The following is an 18,111-nucleotide window of genomic DNA, read 5'->3' as shown; positions in this document are numbered from 1 at the left end:
ACGGTACTGTCCTCGGCATGGCGGAGCAGCGATTCCACACCGGTAGCCACGACCTGCCCGTGTCGGCGGCGTTGGACGAGTTCATGCGTACGGGCTGGCTCGATTCGGAGCACCACGACCTGCCCACGGCCGAGGTGGCCGCCTGGACCCCGGCCCGGCGGGCCCGGCTGCACCAGGCGTTCCCCGGGCACCGCGTCGTCGTCCCGGCAGGCACCTTCCAGGCGCGCTCCAACGACCAGGACTACCGCTTCCGGGCGCACTCGGCGTACGTGTGGCTGACCGGCGACCAGTCCAGCGACGGCGTCATCGTCGTCGAGCCCGACGGCGACAGCACCCTGTACCTGCGACCCCGTTCAGCCCGCGACAACGGCGAGTTCTTCCGCGACCGCCGCTACGGCGAGCTGTGGGCGGGCCGCCGCCCGACGCTCGGCGAGAGCACCCGCGCGCTCGGGCTGACCACCCGCCACCGCGGCGAGTTGGCCGCAGCCCTCAAGCCGGACACCCCCACGCTCGTGCTGCGCGGCCTGGACGCCGAGGTCGACGCCGCGGTCGCGCCCGCCGACGGCGACGCCGAGCTCAAGGCCGTGCTGGCCGAACTGCGCCTGGTCAAGGACGCGTGGGAGATCACCCAGCTCGAAGAGGCCGTCGCGATCACCACCCGCGGCTTCGAGGACGTCGTACGCGCCCTGCCGCAGGCGAAGGCGACCTCGGAACGGCTGCTGGAGGGCGTGTTCTGGCAGCGTGCCCGGCTGGAGGGCAACGAGGTCGGCTACCACTCGATCGTCGCCGCCGGGGCACACGCCGCGACCCTGCACTGGATCGACAACGACGGCCCGGTCCGCGACGGCGACCTGCTGCTGCTCGACGCCGGGGTGGAGACGCGCTCGCTCTACACCGCCGACATCACCCGCGTGCTGCCGATCTCCGGTCACTTCACCCCGCTGCAGCGCGACCTGTACGAGCTGTGCCGCAAGGCCAACGACGCCTCGCTCGCCGCGCTGGTGCCCGGGGCGGCGTACCGCGACTTCCACCGCGCCGCGATGCGCGTCTACGCGTACGGGCTGGCCGACCTCGGCATCCTGCCCGTCTCGGCGGAGCAGGCCCTCGACGAGGACAGCGGACTGTACCGCCGCTGGACCCTGTGCGGGTCGGGGCACATGCTCGGCCTGGACGTGCACGACTGCGCCGCCGCGCGGTCCGACCGCTACCTCGACGGGACGCTGACGCCGGGGCACGTGCTCACCGTGGAGCCGGGCATCTACTTCCAGCCCGACGACGGGCTGATCCCGGCCGAGCTGCGCGGTATGGGCTTCCGGATCGAGGAGGACCTGCTGATCACCGAGACCGGCTACCGGATGCTGTCCGACGGGCTGCCGCGCACCGCCTCCGACGTCGAGTCCTGGATGCACAGGCTGGCTTCTTAACATTTCGTTCACAGGTCTGCAATGGACTCCCGTGGTCGGCATGCTGACTGCGCGTGAGGCCTTCCGCGGGGGACTGTGGAGTCCGCGCCGTCACGCGGCGTGATTCCCGGTCCTCCAACGAAAGCGAGCGCCTGTGAAAACTGTGAGACGGATGCTGTCCGCATCGGTCGCCGCCGCCATCGCGCTGTCGGTGACGTTCAGCGCCGCCCCGGCCTCGGCCTCCGGCGGGCTGCACGCCGTCGACCTGGGCACCCTCACCGGCACCTGCTGCAGCCAGGCCTTCGCGATCAACGATCACGGGGTCGTCGTCGGCAGCAGCCAGGTGGGCGCCGGCGAGAACCCGCCCGAGCACGCGTTCCGCTGGAAGGACGGGGTCATGATCGACCTCGGCACCCTGGGCGGAACCCGTTCCGGCGCCGCGGCGGTCAACAACAACGGGTGGATCGTCGGTGGCAGCACGCTGTCCAGCGGCGCGATGCGTCCGTTCCTGTGGCGGCCCGGTCTCGGCATGATCGACCTCGGTTCGCTCGGCGGCGAGAGCTTCGCCACCGGCGTCAACGACGCGGGCATGGTCGTCGGGCAGTACGTGCTGGCCGGCGAACTGCGCGGCTTCCGCTGGGTCAACGGGGTGCTCAGTGACCTGAACACCCCCGACGGCACGGGCTTCAAGGCGAGCGGGGTCAACAAGAACGGCAAGATCTCCGGTACGCACGTCAGCCAGCCCGCGACCTGGAAGAACGGCCTCACGGTGCTGTCCGGCCTGGTCGGCGACGGCACCGCGGTCAACGACAGCGGTGACGTGTCCTACGACTCCGCGCAGTACCCGGCCTCGGTGGGCGTGTGGCGGGCCAACGGCACGCTGCTCGCGCTGACGCCGCCGCCGAACACCGTCGACGCCGCCACCACCGGCATCAACGAGAGCCGGCACACCGTCGGCTGGCGGGCCACCGCCGCGGGCAACTACCGGGGCGTGTACTGGTCGGAGTTCGGCACGCCGAACCTGCTGCCGGGCCTGGTGGCGGGCGGGCAGTCGATGGCGTGGGGCGTGAACCGGCTCGGCCAGACCGTGGGGCAGGCCAACCTCACCGCCACCGGCGGCGAGTACCACGCCGTGCTCTGGACGAACTGAACGCGGCCGGGCCGGGCGCGTGCGCGCGTCCGGCCCGGACCGTTCCCACCCGCGCCGTGACACGGCGTGGACTCCCGCCCTTCGCCAGGAAGCGAGCGCGCCAGTGAGAACCGTTCGTCGCGTACTGTCCGGATCGGTCACCGCGCTGGTGCTGGCGGTGTCGCTGCCCGCCGTCGCGGCCGCCGCCGCGGGGCCGCACATCGTCACCCTGGGCACCCTGGGCGGCAGCTGCTGCAGCGAGGCCATGGCGATCAACGACGACGGCGTCGTGACGGGCTACGCCATGATCGACGTCGCGCGCAACACCCACCACGCCTTCCGGTGGAAGGGCGGCGTGATGACCGACCTCGGCACGCTGGGCGGCGACCGGTCGTTCGCCACCGCGATCAACGACAACGGCTGGATCGTCGGCTACAGCGAGCTGACCCCGGGCGACCTCGTCACGCACGCGTTCCTGTGGCGGCCCGGCATCGGCATGACCGACCTGGGCCTGCCGGGGTCCGCCAGCCTCGCCACCGGGATCAGCGACAGCGGCGTGATCGTGGGCCACTACCTGCTCGACGGCGACTTCCACGGCTTCCGCTGGGCGGCCGGGGTGACGACCACGATCACAGGCCCGGACGGCGCGCGTTTCATGCCCGCCGGGATCAACAAGTACGGCAAGCTGGGCGGCACCCTCGGCACGACCCCGCCCGGCGATCCGGCGACCTGGAAGAACGGCCAGGTCGTGGCCTCCGGGCTGATCGGCAACGCCACCGCGATCAACGACAACGGTGACGTGTCCGGCACGTACGGGGACTCCCGGCAGGGCGCGTTCGTGTGGCGGGCCGACGGCACGGTGCTGCACCTGAGCATGCCCGCCGGTGGGGAACAGGCCCTGACGACGGGGATCAACGAGAGCAGGCACACGGTCGGCTCGCGCAGCGCCGTCGACGGGTCGACGCGCGCCGTGTACTGGTCGGAGTTCGGTACGCCGCGCCTGCTGCCGGGCCTGTGGGCGGGCGGCTGGTCCGGCGCGCAGGATGTGAACCGCCTCGGCCAGACGGTCGGTATGGCGTACCGCACCGGGTCGGCCTACGACTACGTCGCGGTCATGTGGACCCGCTGACAGGGCGCGACCTCACGGCGACAGGTCCGCATAGGAGCGGCCGGTCGGCATGCCGACTGCGCGACCGGCCCCGGCGGGGGACCGTGGAGGTTCACGCCGTCACTCGGCGTGAACCTCCACGAGGAAGTGAGCGCCCGTGAGAACAGTCCGCCGGATACTGTCCGTATCGGTGATCGCCGTCGTCCTGGCGACATCGTCGCAAGCCGCCCCGGCCCTGGCGGCCGGTCCCCAGGTCGTCGTGCTGGGCAACCTGCCCGGCGGCTGCTGCAGCCAGGCGTTCGCCGTCAACGACCAGGGTGTCGTGGTCGGCCAGAGCATGGTCGGCACGGGAGAGAACCCGCCCGAGCGGCCGTTCCGCTGGCAGAACGGCGTGCTGACCGACCTCGGCACGCTGGGCGGTCCCCGCGCGGTGGCGACCGCGATCAACAACAACGGCTGGATCGTCGGCTACAGCGAGCTGGCCGGCGGGGGCGGCCTCGCGCACGCGTTCCTCTGGCGGCCCGGCCACGGCATGACCGACCTGGGTTCGCTCGGGGAGACCAGCATCGCCACCGGGATCAACGACAGCGGTGTGGTGGTCGGCCGGTACGTCGCCGACGGGCAGCTGCACGGCTTCCGCTGGGCGAACGGGGTCATGGCGAAGATCGTCACGCCGACCGGCGAAGGGTTCGACCCGGTGGGCGTCAACGGGAACGGCAAGATCGGCGGGTCGCTGACCGCCGAGTACTCCGGCGATCCGGCCTGGTGGAAGAACGGGCAGACGGTCGCCTCCGGGCTGAGCGGCCACGCCAGCGCGATCAACGACAACGGTGACGTGACCGGCACGTACTGGGACGGCACCCAGGGCGCGTTCGTGTGGCGGGCCGACGGCACGGTGCTGCACCTGACCATGCCCGCCGGGGCGCGGTTCGCCGCCACGAACGGGATCAACGAGAGCCGCCACACGGTGGGCACCCGGACCACCGCGTCCGGCAACGTGCGAGCCGTGTACTGGTCGGAGTTCGGCACACCCCGCCTGCTGCCCGGCCTGGTGCCCGGCGGACAGTCGACGGCGTACGGCATGAACCGGCGCGGCCAGACCGTCGGCCAGGCCAACCTCACCGCGACCGGCGGCGACTACGTCGCGGTGCTCTGGACCAGCTGAGGTCCCACCGGGTGCCCGGATCTCGCATCCGGGCACCCGGCCCGTGTCATCGGCCGAACGGGCGAGCCGCCTGTCGGCAATGGATGGTGGCACCGGTCGGCAATCCGATTGCGCCGTCAACAGATCGGAGGAGACTGCGGGGATCAGGCCCCACGGGGGGCGTGTTCCTCTCAGAGAGCGAGAGCCTGTTGAAGGCAGATCGTCGTCAAGTCCTGTCCATCGGCGTGTCCGCGGCCATCGCGGCCGTCACCGCACCGCTGGTGGCCTCCGCGCCGGCCGCCGCGGCCGGGCCGCAGATCATCGACCTGGGCCTGCTGCCCGGCACCACGCACAGCGGCGCGGCGGACCTCAACGAGCACGGCGTGGTGGTCGGGAGCAGCAGCACCGCCAACGGGCCGGGCCAGGTCGCCCGCGCCTTCCGCTGGAAGAACGGCGTGCTGTCCGACCTCGGCACGCTCGGCGGCCAGCGGACGGGCGCCAGCGGGATCAACAACAACGGCTGGATCGTCGGTTCGAGCACTCTCGCCGACAACGTGACCACCCAGGCCTTCCTGTGGAAGCCCGGTCTCGGCATGGTCGCGGTCGGTCCCGCACGCAGCGTCGGTGTCGACGTCAACGACGCGGGTGTCGTGGTCGGCTACTTCTTCGACCAGGAACTGGGCAACCGCGGCTTCCGCTGGGAGAACGGCGTCACGACCCTGGTGGAGAACACGAACGTCCCCCCGGGAGATCCCCTGTACCGCAGGTTCCTGCCCACGCAGATGAACAACGACGGCGTGATCGTGGGCCAGAACCAGGACCAGGCCGCGCGGTGGGCGAACGGCACCGTGACCCTCGTCGGCGAGGGCGGTGCGTGGGACGGCGGCATCAACGCGCAGGGCGACGTGACCATCTCGGCCACCTGGCCGCAGGAGATCGGGTACGTGTGGAAGGCCGACGGCACCACGCGGCCGCTGCAGATCCCCGCCGGCGCCGACCGGATCAATCCGGTGGGCATCAACGCCGACGGTGACGCGGTCGGCATCGCCTCCACCGGCAACACCAACATCAGCCGCGCCGTCTTCTGGTCGGAGACCGGTGAGGTGCACGGACTGCCGAGTCTCGTGCCCGGCGCGCAGGCCCACGCGATGAGGATCAACAACAGCAGCCAGATCGTCGGCACGGCGTACGTCGCCGACGGCACCTACCGCGCGGTGCTCTGGAAGCCCTGACCGTACAGCTCCACGCGGGCCCCGGACGTCGGTCGATGTCCGGGGCCCGCTCCGGTGCCGGAAACCGTGCGCCGTCGCGGGCGCGCGTCGGCTAGGCTCGCCCGTCGTGACCGTGCTGTTCTGCGCCGACCCGCTCGCCGCCACCCGGACCGATCCCCACTTCGCCGCCCAGGCGCGGGCCGTGCGCGACGCCGGTGGCGTCACCGCCCTGCTCGACCACGACGCGCTGCTGTCCGGCGACCTCGCCACCGCGGTCCGGCGGATATCCCGCGACCTGGGCGAGGTCTGGTACCGGGGCTGGATGATCCCGGCCGGCCGCTACGCCGAGCTGGCCGACGCGCTAGGCGCTCGCGGAGTGAGCCTGCGCGTGGCTCCGGCCGCCTACCGGGCCGCGCACGAGCTGCCCGGCTGGTACGCGACCCTGACGCAGGTGACCCCCGGCAGCGTGTGGACGCCGTGGCAGCCGGGCGAGCCGCCGACCGCCGATCAGGTCGCCGCGCTGGTCGCGCCGCTGGGCGGCGGACCGGCCGTGGTCAAGGACTACGTCAAGTCGCGCAAGCACGAGTGGGACGAGGCCTGCTACATCCCCGACCTCGCCGACGTCGCGCACGCGCACCGGGTCGTGTCCCGCATGGTCGAGCTGCAGGAGGAGTCACTGCAGGGCGGGATCGTGGTACGCCGCTTCGAGCGTTTCGCCCAGCGCGACGGACACACCGTGGAGGCCCGCGTCTGGTGGGTGCACGGCGAACCGGTGCTGGCCGGTCCGCACCCGGACACCCCGGAACTGTTCAGCGAGCCCGACCTGACCGCGATCGCCCCGCTGGTGACCGCGTTCGGGCACCCGTTCGTCACCACCGATGTCGCGCTACGTGACGACGGCACGTGGCGGGTGGTCGAGCTCGGTGACGGTCAGGTCAGCGATCTGCCGACCGGTGTCGATCCGTCCACCGTGCTCGACCGGCTGACCTGAATCACAGCAGGTCACAGCCCCGGTACCGGTTCCGGGACTCAGAAGGCGGGCAGCTCCGCAGTCCGGGCCGCCCGCCGGTTGCGCTGACCGGGCACGCGACCCACCGGCGGGGTGCTACCCCGGCTGACCAGGGACGTCTCGAACACCATGGGTTCCTCGGCGACCGGCTCGCCGCGCAGGCGGCCGATGAGCGCCCGCGCCGCGGCCGCACCCATGTCCGACCATGGCACCCGCACCGTGGTCAGCGGCGGCAGCGTGTACGCGGCGGGCGGTACGTCGCCGAAGCCGACCACGGCGACCTCACCGGGCACCTGCCGCCCCGCCTCCTGCAGGGCCCGCAGCGCACCGGCCGCCATCGGGTCACCGTGGGCGAACAGGCCGTCGAAGAACAACCGGGCCCGCATCAGCCGCTGCACGGCGTCGTAGCCGCCCTGCTCGGTGCCGTCGGCCTCGGTCACGTGGCTGGCCCGCAGCACCGCGCCCGTGCCGGTGAGCCGGTCGGCGAAACCCTCGGCGCAGGCCGCCCCGGCCGGATCCCCCTCGGGTCCCGTGATCATGGCCAGCCGCAGTCGGCCCGCGGCCAGCATCAGCTCCGCCGCGCGGCGGCCGCCGTCGGTGTAGTCCGCGCCCACCGACGGCAGCGGCGCAGGGGAGCCGCCGGTGTCCACGACCACCACCGGCAGGCCGTCGCGGTGCAGGTCACGCAGGTGTTCCAGGGCCACGCCGGGGTCCACCGCGAGCACGCCGTCGACCGCGTGGCCGCGTACGTTGGCCGCGAAGCGCTCCAGCGCTGGTGCGCCGCCCGCCGCCGAGTGCAGCAGCAGCCCGTAACCGGACGGCTCCACCACGTCGGCGACGCCCTGCAGCAGCTCCGGCATCCACGGCGTGTGCAGCGTCGGGGCGAGCACCCCTAACGTACGGGTGCGCCCGCGAGCCAGGTCGACGGCGCGGGAACTGGGCACGTACCCGGTCTCGGCCATGATCTCCTCGATGCGGGCCTGGGTGGCCCGGTCGACGTCGGGGCGGCCGTTGAGCACGCGCGACACCGTCGCCTTGCTCACCCCGGCCAGCCGGGCGACGTCGGCGATCGTCACGCGCATGTGGACCTCCGAGAGAATTGCCGCCTCGCGGGACCGGTACCGGACCGGTGGCGGCTACACACGGTAAGCGGCCGCGAGGCCGTGATGTCAAGACCGGTCGGTTATCCGGTCGGCGCGAACCGACTACCCGGCTAGGGTGTCCGCCATGCCGTACATCTCCTCCGTCGTCATCCACTGCCGTGACCCGTACCTGATGGCGCCCTTCTGGAGCCTGGTCACCGGCCTGCCGGTGCACGAGGAGGACGCGGTGAAGCTCGCCGGGCGCAGCCTGGACGAGCACGAGTCGGTGCTGCTGCACGACCCGTCGGGCACCGAGCCCGACGTGTGGCTCGCGCAGGCGCGCGACCTGCTCCCGGTCGGGCGCATCCACCTCGACATCGTCGCCGACGACGACGAGCGGGCCGCGATCGTCGCCGCCGGGGCGGTGCTGGTCCGCGAGCAGGAGCACCTCACCGTGTACGCCGATCCCGAGGGCAACGAGTTCTGCCTGCTCCGCGAGCGCCACTGAGCCCCGCGCGGGTTGGCGGGCATCCCGCCGACCACGGCGGAGCGCCGCGACTACGATGATCACATGCACGCAACGGTGATCTACGGCCCGCACGACGTACGGGTCGAGGACGTCCCCGACCCGGTCCTGGTGCACCCGGCCGACGCCGTGGTCCGGGTGACGCACGCCTGCATCTGCGGCAGCGACCTGTGGGCCTACCAGGGCGTCGCCGCCCGCGAGCCCGGCCAGCGCATCGGCCACGAGTTCCTGGGCGTGGTCGAGTCCACCGGAGCCGACGTCACCGGTGTCAAACCCGGCGACACGGTGGTGGCCCCGTTCGTCTGGTCCGACGGCGTCTGCGAGTTCTGCCGCGAAGGCCTGCACACCTCGTGCCCCGTCGGCGGCTTCTGGGGCCAGCCCGGCTCCGACGGCGGCCAGGGCGAGGCGGTGCGGGTGCCGTACGCCGACGGCACGCTGGTCAAGCTGCCGTCCGGGCTCGGCGACGCCGAACTGGTCAAGATCCTCGCCTTGTCCGATGTGATGTCGACCGGGCACCACGCCGCGCTCGCCGCCGGGGTGCGCCGGGGCGGCACCGTCGCGGTGGTCGGCGACGGCGCGGTCGGGCTGTGCGGGGTGCTCGCCGCGCACCGGCTCGGCGCCGAGCGCATCATCGCGCTGGGCCGCCACGACGCCCGTACGGCCTTGGCCAGGCGATTCGGCGCGACCGACGTGGTGCCCGAGCGGGGCGACGAGGCGATCGCCGTGGTGCGGGAACTGACCGGCGGCCAGGGCGCGCACGCGGTCATCGAGGCCGTCGGCACCGAGCAGTCGATGCGCACCGCGATCGGCGTGGCCCGCGACGGGGGAGCGGTCGGCTTCGTCGGGGTGCCGCACGGCGGCTCGGCGGGCGTCGACATCGGCGACATGTTCGGCCGCAACGTGGCGCTGCGCGGCGGGGTCGCCCCGGCGCGGGCCTACATTCCGGAGTTGCTGGCCGATGTGCTGGCCGGGACGCTGGACCCGTCGCCGGTCTTCGACGCGACCGTCGGGCTGGACGGCGTGCCGGGCGGATATGCCGCGATGAACGATCGGAAGGCGCTGAAAGTGCTGGTGCGCCCGCACGGCGGGGCGGTGTAGTTTGAGCGCCGTGGAAGAGACCGACCAGGCCATCGTTTCGGCCCTGACCGCCGACGGGCGCATGTCGTACACGGACCTGGCCGAGAAGGTCGGGCTGTCCGTGTCCGCCGTCCACCAGCGGGTACGCAGGCTGGAGCAGCGCGGCGTCATCACCGGGTACGGCGCGCGGGTCGACTACAACGCGATCGGCCTGCCGCTGACCGCGTTCGTGGCGATCCGCCCGTTCGACCCGGCGCAGCCCGACGACGCCCCCGACCGCCTGGCCCACCTGTCCGAGATCGAGTCGTGCTTCTCGGTCGCGGGCGAGGACTTCTACATCCTGCTGGTACGCGTCGCGTCACCGGTCGACCTGGAGCGCCTGCTGCAGGAGATCCGTACGTCGGCGAACGTCACCACCCGCACGACCGTGGTGCTGTCCACCCCGTTCGAGCAGCGCGCGCCCCGCATCCACCTGGCGGAGTAGCCCTACCAGGAGCAGCAGGGCAGCGGCGCGGGCAGGAACAGCGCGGTGAGCCCGATGGCGGCCAGCCCGGCCAGCACGGCGGCCACACCGGTGGCGAACCAGACCACCGCGGGCCGCTGCCGCGCCGGAACCCGCCGTACGTGGCGCACCCCGGCGGTGACCGCGCCCGCCAGCACCACGCCACCGGCGAGCAGCACCGGCACGCCCCAGCGGTCGTTCACGGCGTAGCCCTGAAACAGCAGCGGCCTGGCGACCATCAGCAGCAGGCCGGGCGGCGGGGCGAGCACGGCGACCGCCTGCGCCGCCAGCAGCCAGGCCCGTTCGGCGCCCGAGCCGCCGCCGGACTGGTGGAACAGCTGCACCGCCAGCGTGCCCAGCCCGGCCGCGAGCAGACCTGCCGCGGCCACGTGCCACAGCCAGTACCGCAGCACCAGGTCCTGGTCGGAGCGCTGCACCACGGCGACGATCGTCCAGCCCACCGCGGCGAAGATCGCAGCGCCGCCGATCCCGGCCACGCCCGCTAGGAACGGATACCGCAGCCGCCGGGCCGCCTCGTCGGAGGCCCAGGCGAGCATGCCGAGGTGCAGGTCCGTCGTCGTGCCGGTCACCGGTTCGGCCATGTCACCACCGTATCGCTCGATACGACCGCGCTCACGGCCGTCCGTCGGGATTCTGTCCGATGTGGTGTTAAGAAGCCGTTAGCGTTCGGGCCGACAGGGGCGTGCGGTTCCCGGTACGCCACCGGAAACCGCACGCCCCTGCCCGTCGTACTACTCGGAGCCGCCCGCGCTCTGCTGCTCGCGGTACTGCGGGACGGCCAGGCCGCCCCGGCCCCAGTTCTCCAACTCGACCTCGTCGATGACGACGAATGTGGAGTCCAGTGGTTTGTTCAGCACGTCGAGCAGCAGCTTGCTGACGCCCTCGATGAGGGCCGACTTCTCCGCGGCGGTGGCCGCCGTCGCGCCGGGCGTGGTGCCCTCGCGGGTGATCTGGATGTTGACGATGGGCATGGCCGTTCCTCTCCGGTGGGTGAGCGGGCTCAGTGACCGGCGTTCTGGCCGCCGTCGACGTGCAGGATCTCGCCGGTAACGAACGGCGCCGACTCCAGGAAGACCACCGCGTCGACGATGTCGCTGGTCTCACCCATCCGGCCGACGGGGTGCAGACCCGCGTACGTCTCGTGGGTCTCGGCCGCGTGCATCGGCGTCTTGATGATGCCGGGGGCGACGGCGTTGACCCGCACGCCGCGCGTCGCGTACTCGATGGCCAGCGACTTGGTGGCCGAGTTGAGCCCGCCCTTGGTCAGCGAGGCGAGCACCGACGGCACGTTCTTGTCGGCCTGGTCGACCAGGCTGGTGGTGATGCTGACGATGTGGCCGCCGCCGACCTCCAGCATGTGCGGCAGTACCCGCTGGGTCAGGTGGAAGAACCCGGCCAGGTTGATCGCGGTGACCGCGGCGAAGTCGTCGACGGTGTAGTCGGTGAACGGCTTGGCCAGGAAGATGCCGGCGTTGTTGACCAGTGTGTCGATCCGGCCGAAACGCTCCAGCGCGGCCCGGGTGACTCGCTCCGCGGTGTCGGCGTGGGCGATGTCGCCCTGCACGGTCACGATGTCCGGGTCGGTGGAGGCGGCGATCGTGCGGGAGGTCGCCACGACGCCGTAACCCAGCTTGCGGTATGCCTGCACCAGGCCCGCGCCGATGCCCTGCGAAGCGCCGGTGATCACTGCGACCTTACGTCCGTTTTCGAAGCTCATGATGCGTTTCCTTTGCTGGTAGTGCCAGCCGCCGCGTTACTAGACGACCGGTCTAGTAAAAGGTAGATGACTGGTCGTGTATCGTCAACGGCATGGGCAGGAAGAGTGACGCGCGGAACAAGATCCTCGAAGCGGCCAAGGCGCTGATCGAGCAGCGGGGCTACTCCGCGCTCGGCGTCGCCGAGATCTGTACGGCGGCCGGTGTGCCGAAGGGCAGCTTCTACCACTTCTTCGCCTCCAAGCAGGCGCTCGCGCTCACCGTCATCGACGAGCACTGGGCCGCCCAGCGGCAGCAGTGGAGCGAACTGCTCGGCAGCGGGCGCGAGCCGCTGCGGCGGCTCGCCGACCTGTTCGAGGCCACCGAGGAGTTCCAGCGCGCGGCGCTGCGCCAGGAGGGCATGGTCGTCGGCTGCATGTTCGGCAACCTGGCCTCCGAGCTGAGCAGCCAGGTCCCGGAGATCCGCGACCGCCTGCAGGAGATCTTCGAGACGCAGATCGACATGATCGAGAAGGTCGTCGCCGAGGCCAAGGCCGCCGGTCAGACGGGCCCGGCCGTGGACACCCGCGAGGCGGCGCGTTCCATCGTGGCCCAGATCGAGGGCCGGGTGCTGCTGGCCAAGCTGCTCAACGACCCGGCCCAGCTCGGCACGCTCTGGCAGAACAGCCTTGGCCTGCTCCAGGTCCCGGCCGACGCGCGCCCCGCCGCCTGACGGATCGCGGACACCGGCCGGTGCCGGAACGCGAGCGCGTCTAGCCTCTGCGCCATGACCTTTCTCGACACCCCCGCCGAGTCGCCCCTGTACGCCGCCGAGACCGGCCCCGTCCCCAACTACCTGCGGGTGTTCGCGCTGCGCCCCGAGGCGTACGCGGGCTGGGAGCACCTGGCGGGCAGCGTGCGCGACGGCATGGACCTGCGCCGGTACGAGCTGGTCACGCTCGCCGCGGCCCGGCGGCTGGGCTCGGACTACTGCACCCTCGCCCACACCAAGGTGCTGCGCGACCGCTTCTACGACGAGCCGCAGTTGCGCGCCATCGTCGCCGACCACCACCGCGCGGGCCTCGACCCGGTCGACGTCGCGATCATGGACTTCGCCGACCGGGTCGCCGCCGACCCGACGGCGGTCACCAGCGAGGACGCCGCCGTGCTGCGGGAGTTCGGCCTGTCCGACGCCGACGTGCTGCAGATCGTGCTCGCCGTGTGCATCCGCCGGTTCTTCAGCGGTGTGCTGTCGGCCGTCGGCGCCGTCCCTGACGAAGCACTGCGGGCCTAAGTCCGCATCGGCCGTACGCGGCCGATGCGGACTTCCTCAAACTCAGCCGAATCGCAGGTTCGCGAGGGGGACCGTCGAGTTGAGCAGGTTGATCCAGCTGCTCTGGCCCGCGTCGGAGTAGCGCCATTGGGTGCCGGAGACGTTGAAGACGTCGGTGCGGCCGTCGCCGTTGAAGTCGCCCAGGCGCAGGTCGGCGAGGGGGACCGTCGAGTTGAGCAGGTTGATCCAGCCGCTCTGGCCCGCGTCGCAGTAGCGCCATTGGGTGCCGGAGACGTTGAAGACGTCGGTGCGGCCGTCGCCGTTGAAGTCGCCCAGGCGCAGGTCGTCGAGTCCGACGGTCGATGCGGCGAGGTCGATCCAGCTGGTCTGGCCTGCGCTGGAGTACTGCCAGGTGGCGCCGGTGGCCCGGAAGGCGTCGGTGCGGCCGTCGCCGTTGAAGTCGCCGAAGCGCAGGTCGGCGAGGGGGACCACCGAGTTGAGCAGGTTGATCCAGCTGCTCTGGCCCGCGTCGGAGTAGCGCCATTGGGTGCCGGAGACGTTGAAGACGTCGGTGCGGCCGTCGCCGTTGAAGTCGCCCAGGCGCAGGTCGTCGAGTCCGACGGTGGACGCGGCGAGGTCGATCCAGCTGGTCTGGCCTGCGCTGGAGTACTGCCAGGTGGCGCCGGTGGCCCGGAAGACGTCGGTGCGGCCGTCGCCGTTGAAGTCGCCGAAACGCACGTCGGCGAGCCCGACGGTGGACGCGGCGAGGTCGATCCAGCTGGTCTGGGCTGCGCTGGAGTACAGCCAACCATCGCCGGTGGTGAAGATGTCGGTGCGGCGATCGTTGTTGAAATCCAGCTGGCGGCCGGTGAGGAGCTCACCGCGGCGCGGGCGGACCGGATTGATGTTGTTCAGGACGAACTGGTTGGTCGCGTCGGTCATGTAGCGGTTGAGGAACGGCGAATAGGTCTTGACGTCCAGGCTGTCGGCGGTCGGGTTGTACGTGAGGACCCGCAGGTAGCTGTTGGGGTCGCGGGAGCTGTTGTTCTGGTAGTCGGCTTGGATCTGGTGGACCGTGTTGCCATGGATGCCCTGCTGGGTGATCCTGCCGGCGTTGTGGTAGTGACCGGAGAAGGTGAACCGGAAGTTGGCGTGCCTGCTGACCAGCTCGTTCCACAGCCGAGTGCCGTTGGTGTCCTTCGTGTTGCCGTTCTGGTAGGCGTGCGTGACCAGAATGGCGTTGTGGCCCGGGTGGGCTGCCACCACCTGGTTCGCCCAGGCGATCTCGGCGGCGCTCGGTGCGTACTTGAGCGCCAGCACCAGCCAGTCCGCTCCGCCCGCGGTGAAGGTGTGGTAGGTGTTGTCGTTCTTCGCGGCAGGGTAGGTCCCGCCGAACGACGGCAGCCCGGTGAAGGTGGAGCGCGGGTAGTGGGTGTTGTACCGCGTCGTGGTGCGGGTGGTCGAGGCGGTGCCCGGGTCGAGGTCGTGGTTGCCCGGCGCGATGATGTAGGGGACGTCGTCGGTGGGCAGGCCCATCGCGCTCTTGCTGTTGTTCCACTGGGCGAGCTGGTCGGAGTTGTCGACCACGTCGCCGACGTGCAGGACGTACTCGATGTTCCGCGCGGCCTGCTGGGTGTCCACCCACTGCATCTGCGACCGGAACACCTCGGGCCAGTACTCGGAGGCGTACTGGGTGTCGGGCAGCATCACCAGGGTGAAGTTCTCGGCGGCCTGCGCCTGCGCTCGCGCCTGCGGCGCCTGTGCGTATGACGCCGTCGCCAGGAGCGTGAGCGACGACGCGGTCAAAGCGAGAACACGTGCCACGTTGCCGACCCTCATCCTGGCCCCTCCAACGATCGGTAGCCCCCCACGGGGCGCGATGCCGACGGGATGGCACCGATGTTGGAAAGTTTCGATGTTGAGAAGCGGTGTTGCAACCAATCTTCATTCATCGATTTACATTCGTTATAGTTCCGGCCGGCCCTGGCGCGGGCTAGCACCTGCCGCCCGCGCCCCGTGGCGGCCGCGCGACTGCGCGTTGAGCCGGGCGGCCTGCCGTGTGAGGTGGTCCCGCTCGGGGATGTTGGGGGCAGCCAAGGCGGCTTCGGCGTAGAGCCGTGCCGCGACCCTCGGGTTGCCGTCCCGCTCGTGCAGGTACGCGGCGGCGGCGGTGTGCCGGGGCAGCGCGGGGTCGAGCTCGGCCAGGGCGGCCAGCCCGGCCCGTGGACCGTCGGCCTCACCGACCGCTACCGCCCGGTTGAGGCGGGCGACCGGGTTGTCGGTGAGCAGCAGCAGCTCGTCGTACCACTCGACGATCTGCACCCAGTCGGTCTCCTCGGCGGCCTGCGCGTCGGCGTGCAGCGCGGCGATGGCGGCCTGGGCCTGGAACTCGCCCAGCCGGTCGAGGGCCAGGGCCGTCTGGAGCACGTCGACACCCTCGGCGATCAGGCGGGTGTCCCATAGGCGGCGGTCCTGCTCGGCCAGCGGCACGAGGCTGCCGTCGGGCCGGGTCCGTGCCGGGCGGCGCGCGTGGTGCAGCAGCATGAGCGCGAGCAGGCCCGCCGCCTCCTCGTCGCTGGTCCTGGCCGCCAGCTGCCGGGTCAGCCGGATCGCCTCGGCGGCGAGGTCGACGTCGCCGGAGTAGCCCTCGTTGAAGACCAGGTAGAGCACCCGTAGCACGGTGGCGAGGTCACCGGGCTGGTGGAACCGGACGCCCGAGACGGTCCGCTTGGCCCGGCTGATCCGCTGGGCCATGGTCGCCTCCGGCACCAGGTAGGCCTGCGCGATCTGGCGGGTGGTCAGGCCGCCGACCGCGCGCAGGGTCAGCGCGACGGCCGACGCCGGGGTCAGCGACGGGTGCGCGCACAGGAAGTACAGCTGGAGCGTGTCGTCGGCCGCCTCGACCGGACCGGGCGGCGGCTCGGACTCGACGCGCTCCTCGCGCCGCCGCCGGGACGCCTCGGCGCGGGCGTCGTCGAGGAACTTGCGCCAGGCGACCGTGACCAGCCAGCCCTTGGGGTCCTGCGGCGGCCCGTCCGGCCACCCGCGGACGGCCTCGACCAGGGCTTCCTGGACGGCGTCCTCGGCCGACGCGAAATCTGCTCCGCGCCGGACGAGGACACCGATCACCGCGGGCACGAGGTCCCGCAGCAGCGGCTCGTTCACTCGGTCGCCGTGGGCAGGCAGCCCACGAACGGCCGGACCTCCAGCCACTCGCAGCACGGCTCGCCGCCGGGTCCCGGTGCCGCCGACAGCTCCCCGGCCAGCTGCACCGCGCGCTCCCACGAGTCGACGTCGATGACGTACCACCCGGCGATCAGGTCCTTGGTCTCGGCGAACGGCCCGTCGGTCACCGGCGGCCGCCCCTCGCCGTCGTGGCGTACGAACGTCCCGCCGGGCGCGAGCGCCTGGGTGTCGACGAACTCGCCCGACTCCTGCAACCGGGCCGCGAAGGCGCGCATGAAGGCCATGTGCGCGTCGACCTCCTCGGGCGTCCACTGGTCCATCGTCGCGTAGTCCACCGCGCGCTCCGGGCCGCCACGGTAGTGCTTGAGCAGCAGGTATTTGGCCATCATCTTCTCCTTACGGGTACGGCCCGGGTCGGCCGTGTGCACCGGGGACGGAGCGGGAAGCCGGTTCTCGACATCCCCGCCGAAGAAATCGTCAGCCGATCTCCTGGGCCAGCGCGACGATGATCCCGCCGGGGCCGCGCAGGTAGCAGAGCAGGTAGCTGTCCTGGAACCGGGCCACCTCGCCGAGCAGCTCCGCGCCGTGCGGGCGCAGCCGGGCGATGACGTCGGCGATGTCGTCGACGGCGAACATCACCCGGTGCAGGCCGAGGGTGTTGGGTGGCGGGCTCTGCGGGTCGGCCGGGATCGCGGCCGGGGTGTGGTACCTGGCCAGTTCCAGCCTGCCGGGGCCGCCCGGGACGCGCATCATCGCGATGTCGCAGCGGATGCCGGCGAGCCCGACCGACTGGTCGGCCCAGGGGCCCTCGATCTGCGCCTCGCCCTCCAGCTCCATGCCGAGTTCGGTGAAGAACGCGACCGTCGCCGCCAGGTCCTCGACGACGATGCCGACGTTGTCCATGCGCTGAATCGCCATGGTGGTCTCTCCCTGTCCGTCACGTGGCCGGGCACGGCCACCGGTATGTATACCCGGGGGACGGAGCCGACGCCGCGTTCTCGACATCCGCGGCGGGCGGACCTCAGCTGTTCCAGCGCAGCAGCACGGGGGTCTCGCGCTCGTAGCCGAGCACGTTGACGGTGGCCGTCTCCAGGCGGAACAGCGCGCCGTCCTGCGGGGGCAGGCCCAGCCAGCGGGCGGTGAGCACGCGCAGCAGGTGGCCGTGCCCGACGAGCGCGACGTCGCCGCTGGCCAGCATCGTGCGGGCCCGTTCCAGGACGCGGTCGCAGCGGGCGCCGACCTGGGCGGCGGTCTCGCCGCCGGGACAGCCGGACTGCCACACGGTCCACTCGGGACGCTCCTGGCGGATCTCCACGGTGGTCCGGCCCTCGTAGGCGCCGTAGTTCCATTCCAGCAGGTCGTCGTCGGTGGCGGTGATCTCCAGCCCGGCCAGCGCGGCAGTGCGCCTGGCCCGCTGCAAGGGACTGCACAGCACCGCGGCGAACGCCCGCCCGGCCAGGCGTCCGGCCAGCTGCGCGGCCTGGCGTTCACCCTCGGCGGTCAGCGGCAGGTCGGTGAAGGAGGTGTGCCGCCCGTTGGCGCTCCACTCGGTCTGCCCGTGCCGGACCAGCACGATCTCTCGCATGGGCGACGATCCTCCCCGCTCGTGTTCCTGAGGACAACTTAGCGGTGATCAGCGCCGAACGGACGCTTTCGGCCGTCGCGTCCCGAACCTGGCGGCCTGAACCGCGCCTGGCACCGGGCGACTGACGTGATCTGCATGGTTTCGCCTGTGGAGGTCGTGGG

At 71.8% G+C, this 18,111-nt stretch carries 20 protein-coding genes; 11 read left to right on the top strand and 9 right to left on the bottom strand.

All coding sequences use genetic code 11. The features are described 5' to 3' along the window. Window positions 1–17 precede the first annotated feature (17 nt). The 6 genes from HAV40_RS00870 (at window position 18) to HAV40_RS00845 (ending at window position 6,986) form a co-directional block, all read left to right on the top strand. Complete coding sequence (locus HAV40_RS00870; protein ID WP_166377980.1) at window positions 18–1,424, top strand: aminopeptidase P family protein; 1,407 nt, start codon at window positions 18–20, stop codon at window positions 1,422–1,424. Between the two features lie 151 nt (window positions 1,425–1,575). Further along, the gene (locus HAV40_RS00865; RefSeq protein WP_166377978.1) at window positions 1,576–2,553 is read left to right on the top strand and encodes a hypothetical protein; all 978 of its coding nucleotides are present in this window, start codon (window positions 1,576–1,578) and stop codon (window positions 2,551–2,553) included. Between the two features lie 103 nt (window positions 2,554–2,656). After that, window positions 2,657–3,661 carry a hypothetical protein gene (locus HAV40_RS00860; protein ID WP_166377976.1) on the top strand — a complete coding sequence of 335 codons (1,005 nt, stop codon included), beginning with the start codon at window positions 2,657–2,659 and terminating at the stop codon, window positions 3,659–3,661. 169 nt (window positions 3,662–3,830) lie between these two features. Beyond that, complete coding sequence (locus HAV40_RS00855; RefSeq protein ID WP_166377974.1) at window positions 3,831–4,805, top strand: hypothetical protein; 975 nt, start codon at window positions 3,831–3,833, stop codon at window positions 4,803–4,805. A 188-nt stretch (window positions 4,806–4,993) separates the two neighbouring features. After that, a complete protein-coding gene (locus HAV40_RS00850; RefSeq protein ID WP_166377972.1) occupies window positions 4,994–6,016 on the top strand; it encodes a hypothetical protein in 1,023 nt (340 codons plus the stop codon). 106 nt (window positions 6,017–6,122) lie between these two features. Next, window positions 6,123–6,986, top strand: a complete 864-nt coding sequence (locus HAV40_RS00845; protein ID WP_239086227.1) for an ATP-grasp domain-containing protein — start codon at window positions 6,123–6,125, stop codon at window positions 6,984–6,986. Between the two features lie 38 nt (window positions 6,987–7,024). On the opposite strand, the gene HAV40_RS00840 is transcribed toward HAV40_RS00845, so the two are convergent. Continuing rightward, complete coding sequence (locus tag HAV40_RS00840) at window positions 7,025–8,104, bottom strand: LacI family DNA-binding transcriptional regulator (protein ID WP_476727375.1); 1,080 nt, start codon at window positions 8,102–8,104, stop codon at window positions 7,025–7,027. A gap of 127 nt (window positions 8,105–8,231) precedes the next feature. On the opposite strand from HAV40_RS00840, the gene HAV40_RS00835 reads away from it, so the two are divergent. The 3 genes from HAV40_RS00835 (at window position 8,232) to HAV40_RS00825 (ending at window position 10,173) form a co-directional block, all read left to right on the top strand. After that, complete coding sequence (locus HAV40_RS00835; protein WP_166377968.1) at window positions 8,232–8,594, top strand: VOC family protein; 363 nt, start codon at window positions 8,232–8,234, stop codon at window positions 8,592–8,594. A 63-nt stretch (window positions 8,595–8,657) separates the two neighbouring features. Then, entirely contained in the window at window positions 8,658–9,710 is a 1,053-nt protein-coding gene (locus HAV40_RS00830) for a zinc-dependent alcohol dehydrogenase family protein (protein ID WP_166377966.1), read from the top strand. Between the two features lie 10 nt (window positions 9,711–9,720). After that, window positions 9,721–10,173 carry an Lrp/AsnC family transcriptional regulator gene (locus tag HAV40_RS00825; RefSeq protein WP_166377964.1) on the top strand — a complete coding sequence of 151 codons (453 nt, stop codon included), beginning with the start codon at window positions 9,721–9,723 and terminating at the stop codon, window positions 10,171–10,173. Window positions 10,174–10,175: 2 nt separating this feature from the next. On the opposite strand, the gene HAV40_RS00820 is transcribed toward HAV40_RS00825, so the two are convergent. The 3 genes from HAV40_RS00820 to HAV40_RS00810 all read right to left on the bottom strand — a co-directional run bounded on the left by HAV40_RS00820 (window position 10,176) and on the right by HAV40_RS00810 (window position 11,929). Beyond that, window positions 10,176–10,793 carry a hypothetical protein gene (locus HAV40_RS00820; protein ID WP_166377962.1) on the bottom strand — a complete coding sequence of 206 codons (618 nt, stop codon included), beginning with the start codon at window positions 10,791–10,793 and terminating at the stop codon, window positions 10,176–10,178. A gap of 150 nt (window positions 10,794–10,943) precedes the next feature. Beyond that, the gene (locus HAV40_RS00815; RefSeq protein ID WP_166377960.1) at window positions 10,944–11,183 is read right to left on the bottom strand and encodes a tautomerase family protein; all 240 of its coding nucleotides are present in this window, start codon (window positions 11,181–11,183) and stop codon (window positions 10,944–10,946) included. A gap of 29 nt (window positions 11,184–11,212) precedes the next feature. Continuing rightward, entirely contained in the window at window positions 11,213–11,929 is a 717-nt protein-coding gene (locus HAV40_RS00810; RefSeq protein ID WP_166377959.1) for an SDR family NAD(P)-dependent oxidoreductase, read from the bottom strand. 92 nt (window positions 11,930–12,021) lie between these two features. On the opposite strand from HAV40_RS00810, the gene HAV40_RS00805 reads away from it, so the two are divergent. Then, window positions 12,022–12,639 (top strand): TetR/AcrR family transcriptional regulator, encoded by a 618-nt coding sequence (locus HAV40_RS00805; RefSeq protein ID WP_166377957.1) that lies wholly within the window; start codon window positions 12,022–12,024, stop codon window positions 12,637–12,639. Window positions 12,640–12,693: 54 nt separating this feature from the next. Continuing rightward, window positions 12,694–13,200, top strand: coding sequence for a carboxymuconolactone decarboxylase family protein (locus tag HAV40_RS00800; RefSeq protein WP_166377955.1), 507 nt, complete (start codon window positions 12,694–12,696; stop codon window positions 13,198–13,200). Window positions 13,201–13,242: 42 nt separating this feature from the next. On the opposite strand, the gene HAV40_RS00795 is transcribed toward HAV40_RS00800, so the two are convergent. From HAV40_RS00795 to HAV40_RS00775, 5 genes are all read right to left on the bottom strand, one after another. After that, window positions 13,243–15,003, bottom strand: coding sequence for a metallophosphoesterase (locus HAV40_RS00795; protein WP_166377953.1), 1,761 nt, complete (start codon window positions 15,001–15,003; stop codon window positions 13,243–13,245). 141 nt (window positions 15,004–15,144) lie between these two features. Then, window positions 15,145–16,344 (bottom strand): RNA polymerase sigma factor, encoded by a 1,200-nt coding sequence (locus HAV40_RS00790; protein WP_166377952.1) that lies wholly within the window; start codon window positions 16,342–16,344, stop codon window positions 15,145–15,147. Further along, a complete protein-coding gene (locus tag HAV40_RS00785) occupies window positions 16,341–16,751 on the bottom strand; it encodes a YciI family protein (protein ID WP_166377950.1) in 411 nt (136 codons plus the stop codon). The genes HAV40_RS00790 and HAV40_RS00785 overlap by 4 nt, the downstream gene beginning before the upstream one ends. 91 nt (window positions 16,752–16,842) lie before the next feature. Beyond that, window positions 16,843–17,283: a VOC family protein gene (locus HAV40_RS00780; RefSeq protein ID WP_166377949.1), complete on the bottom strand. Its 441-nt coding sequence runs from the start codon at window positions 17,281–17,283 to the stop codon at window positions 16,843–16,845. Window positions 17,284–17,386: 103 nt separating this feature from the next. Continuing rightward, window positions 17,387–17,950: a histidine phosphatase family protein gene (locus tag HAV40_RS00775; RefSeq protein ID WP_166377948.1), complete on the bottom strand. Its 564-nt coding sequence runs from the start codon at window positions 17,948–17,950 to the stop codon at window positions 17,387–17,389. Between the last annotated feature and the right edge of the window lie 161 nt (window positions 17,951–18,111).

The organism is Catellatospora methionotrophica, assembly GCF_011297335.1.
Taxonomy (GTDB): Bacteria; Actinomycetota; Actinomycetes; order Mycobacteriales; family Micromonosporaceae; genus Catellatospora; species Catellatospora methionotrophica.
Note: the sequence above shows the minus strand (reverse complement) of the source record. Positions and strands in the feature narration are given on the sequence as shown.

Coding starts and splice junctions, on each gene's coding strand:
- HAV40_RS00870 (WP_166377980.1), top strand. CDS start 18: ATGGCGGAGCAGCGATTCCACACCGGTAGCCACGACCTGCCCGTGTCG.
- HAV40_RS00865 (WP_166377978.1), top strand. CDS start 1,576: ATGCTGTCCGCATCGGTCGCCGCCGCCATCGCGCTGTCGGTGACGTTC.
- HAV40_RS00835 (WP_166377968.1), top strand. CDS start 8,232: ATGCCGTACATCTCCTCCGTCGTCATCCACTGCCGTGACCCGTACCTG.
- HAV40_RS00830 (WP_166377966.1), top strand. CDS start 8,658: ATGCACGCAACGGTGATCTACGGCCCGCACGACGTACGGGTCGAGGAC.
- HAV40_RS00820 (WP_166377962.1), bottom strand. CDS start 10,793: ATGGCCGAACCGGTGACCGGCACGACGACGGACCTGCACCTCGGCATG.
- HAV40_RS00815 (WP_166377960.1), bottom strand. CDS start 11,183: ATGCCCATCGTCAACATCCAGATCACCCGCGAGGGCACCACGCCCGGC.
- HAV40_RS00810 (WP_166377959.1), bottom strand. CDS start 11,929: ATGAGCTTCGAAAACGGACGTAAGGTCGCAGTGATCACCGGCGCTTCG.
- HAV40_RS00805 (WP_166377957.1), top strand. CDS start 12,022: ATGGGCAGGAAGAGTGACGCGCGGAACAAGATCCTCGAAGCGGCCAAG.
- HAV40_RS00800 (WP_166377955.1), top strand. CDS start 12,694: ATGACCTTTCTCGACACCCCCGCCGAGTCGCCCCTGTACGCCGCCGAG.
- HAV40_RS00785 (WP_166377950.1), bottom strand. CDS start 16,751: ATGGCCAAATACCTGCTGCTCAAGCACTACCGTGGCGGCCCGGAGCGC.
- HAV40_RS00780 (WP_166377949.1), bottom strand. CDS start 17,283: ATGGCGATTCAGCGCATGGACAACGTCGGCATCGTCGTCGAGGACCTG.
- HAV40_RS00775 (WP_166377948.1), bottom strand. CDS start 17,950: ATGCGAGAGATCGTGCTGGTCCGGCACGGGCAGACCGAGTGGAGCGCC.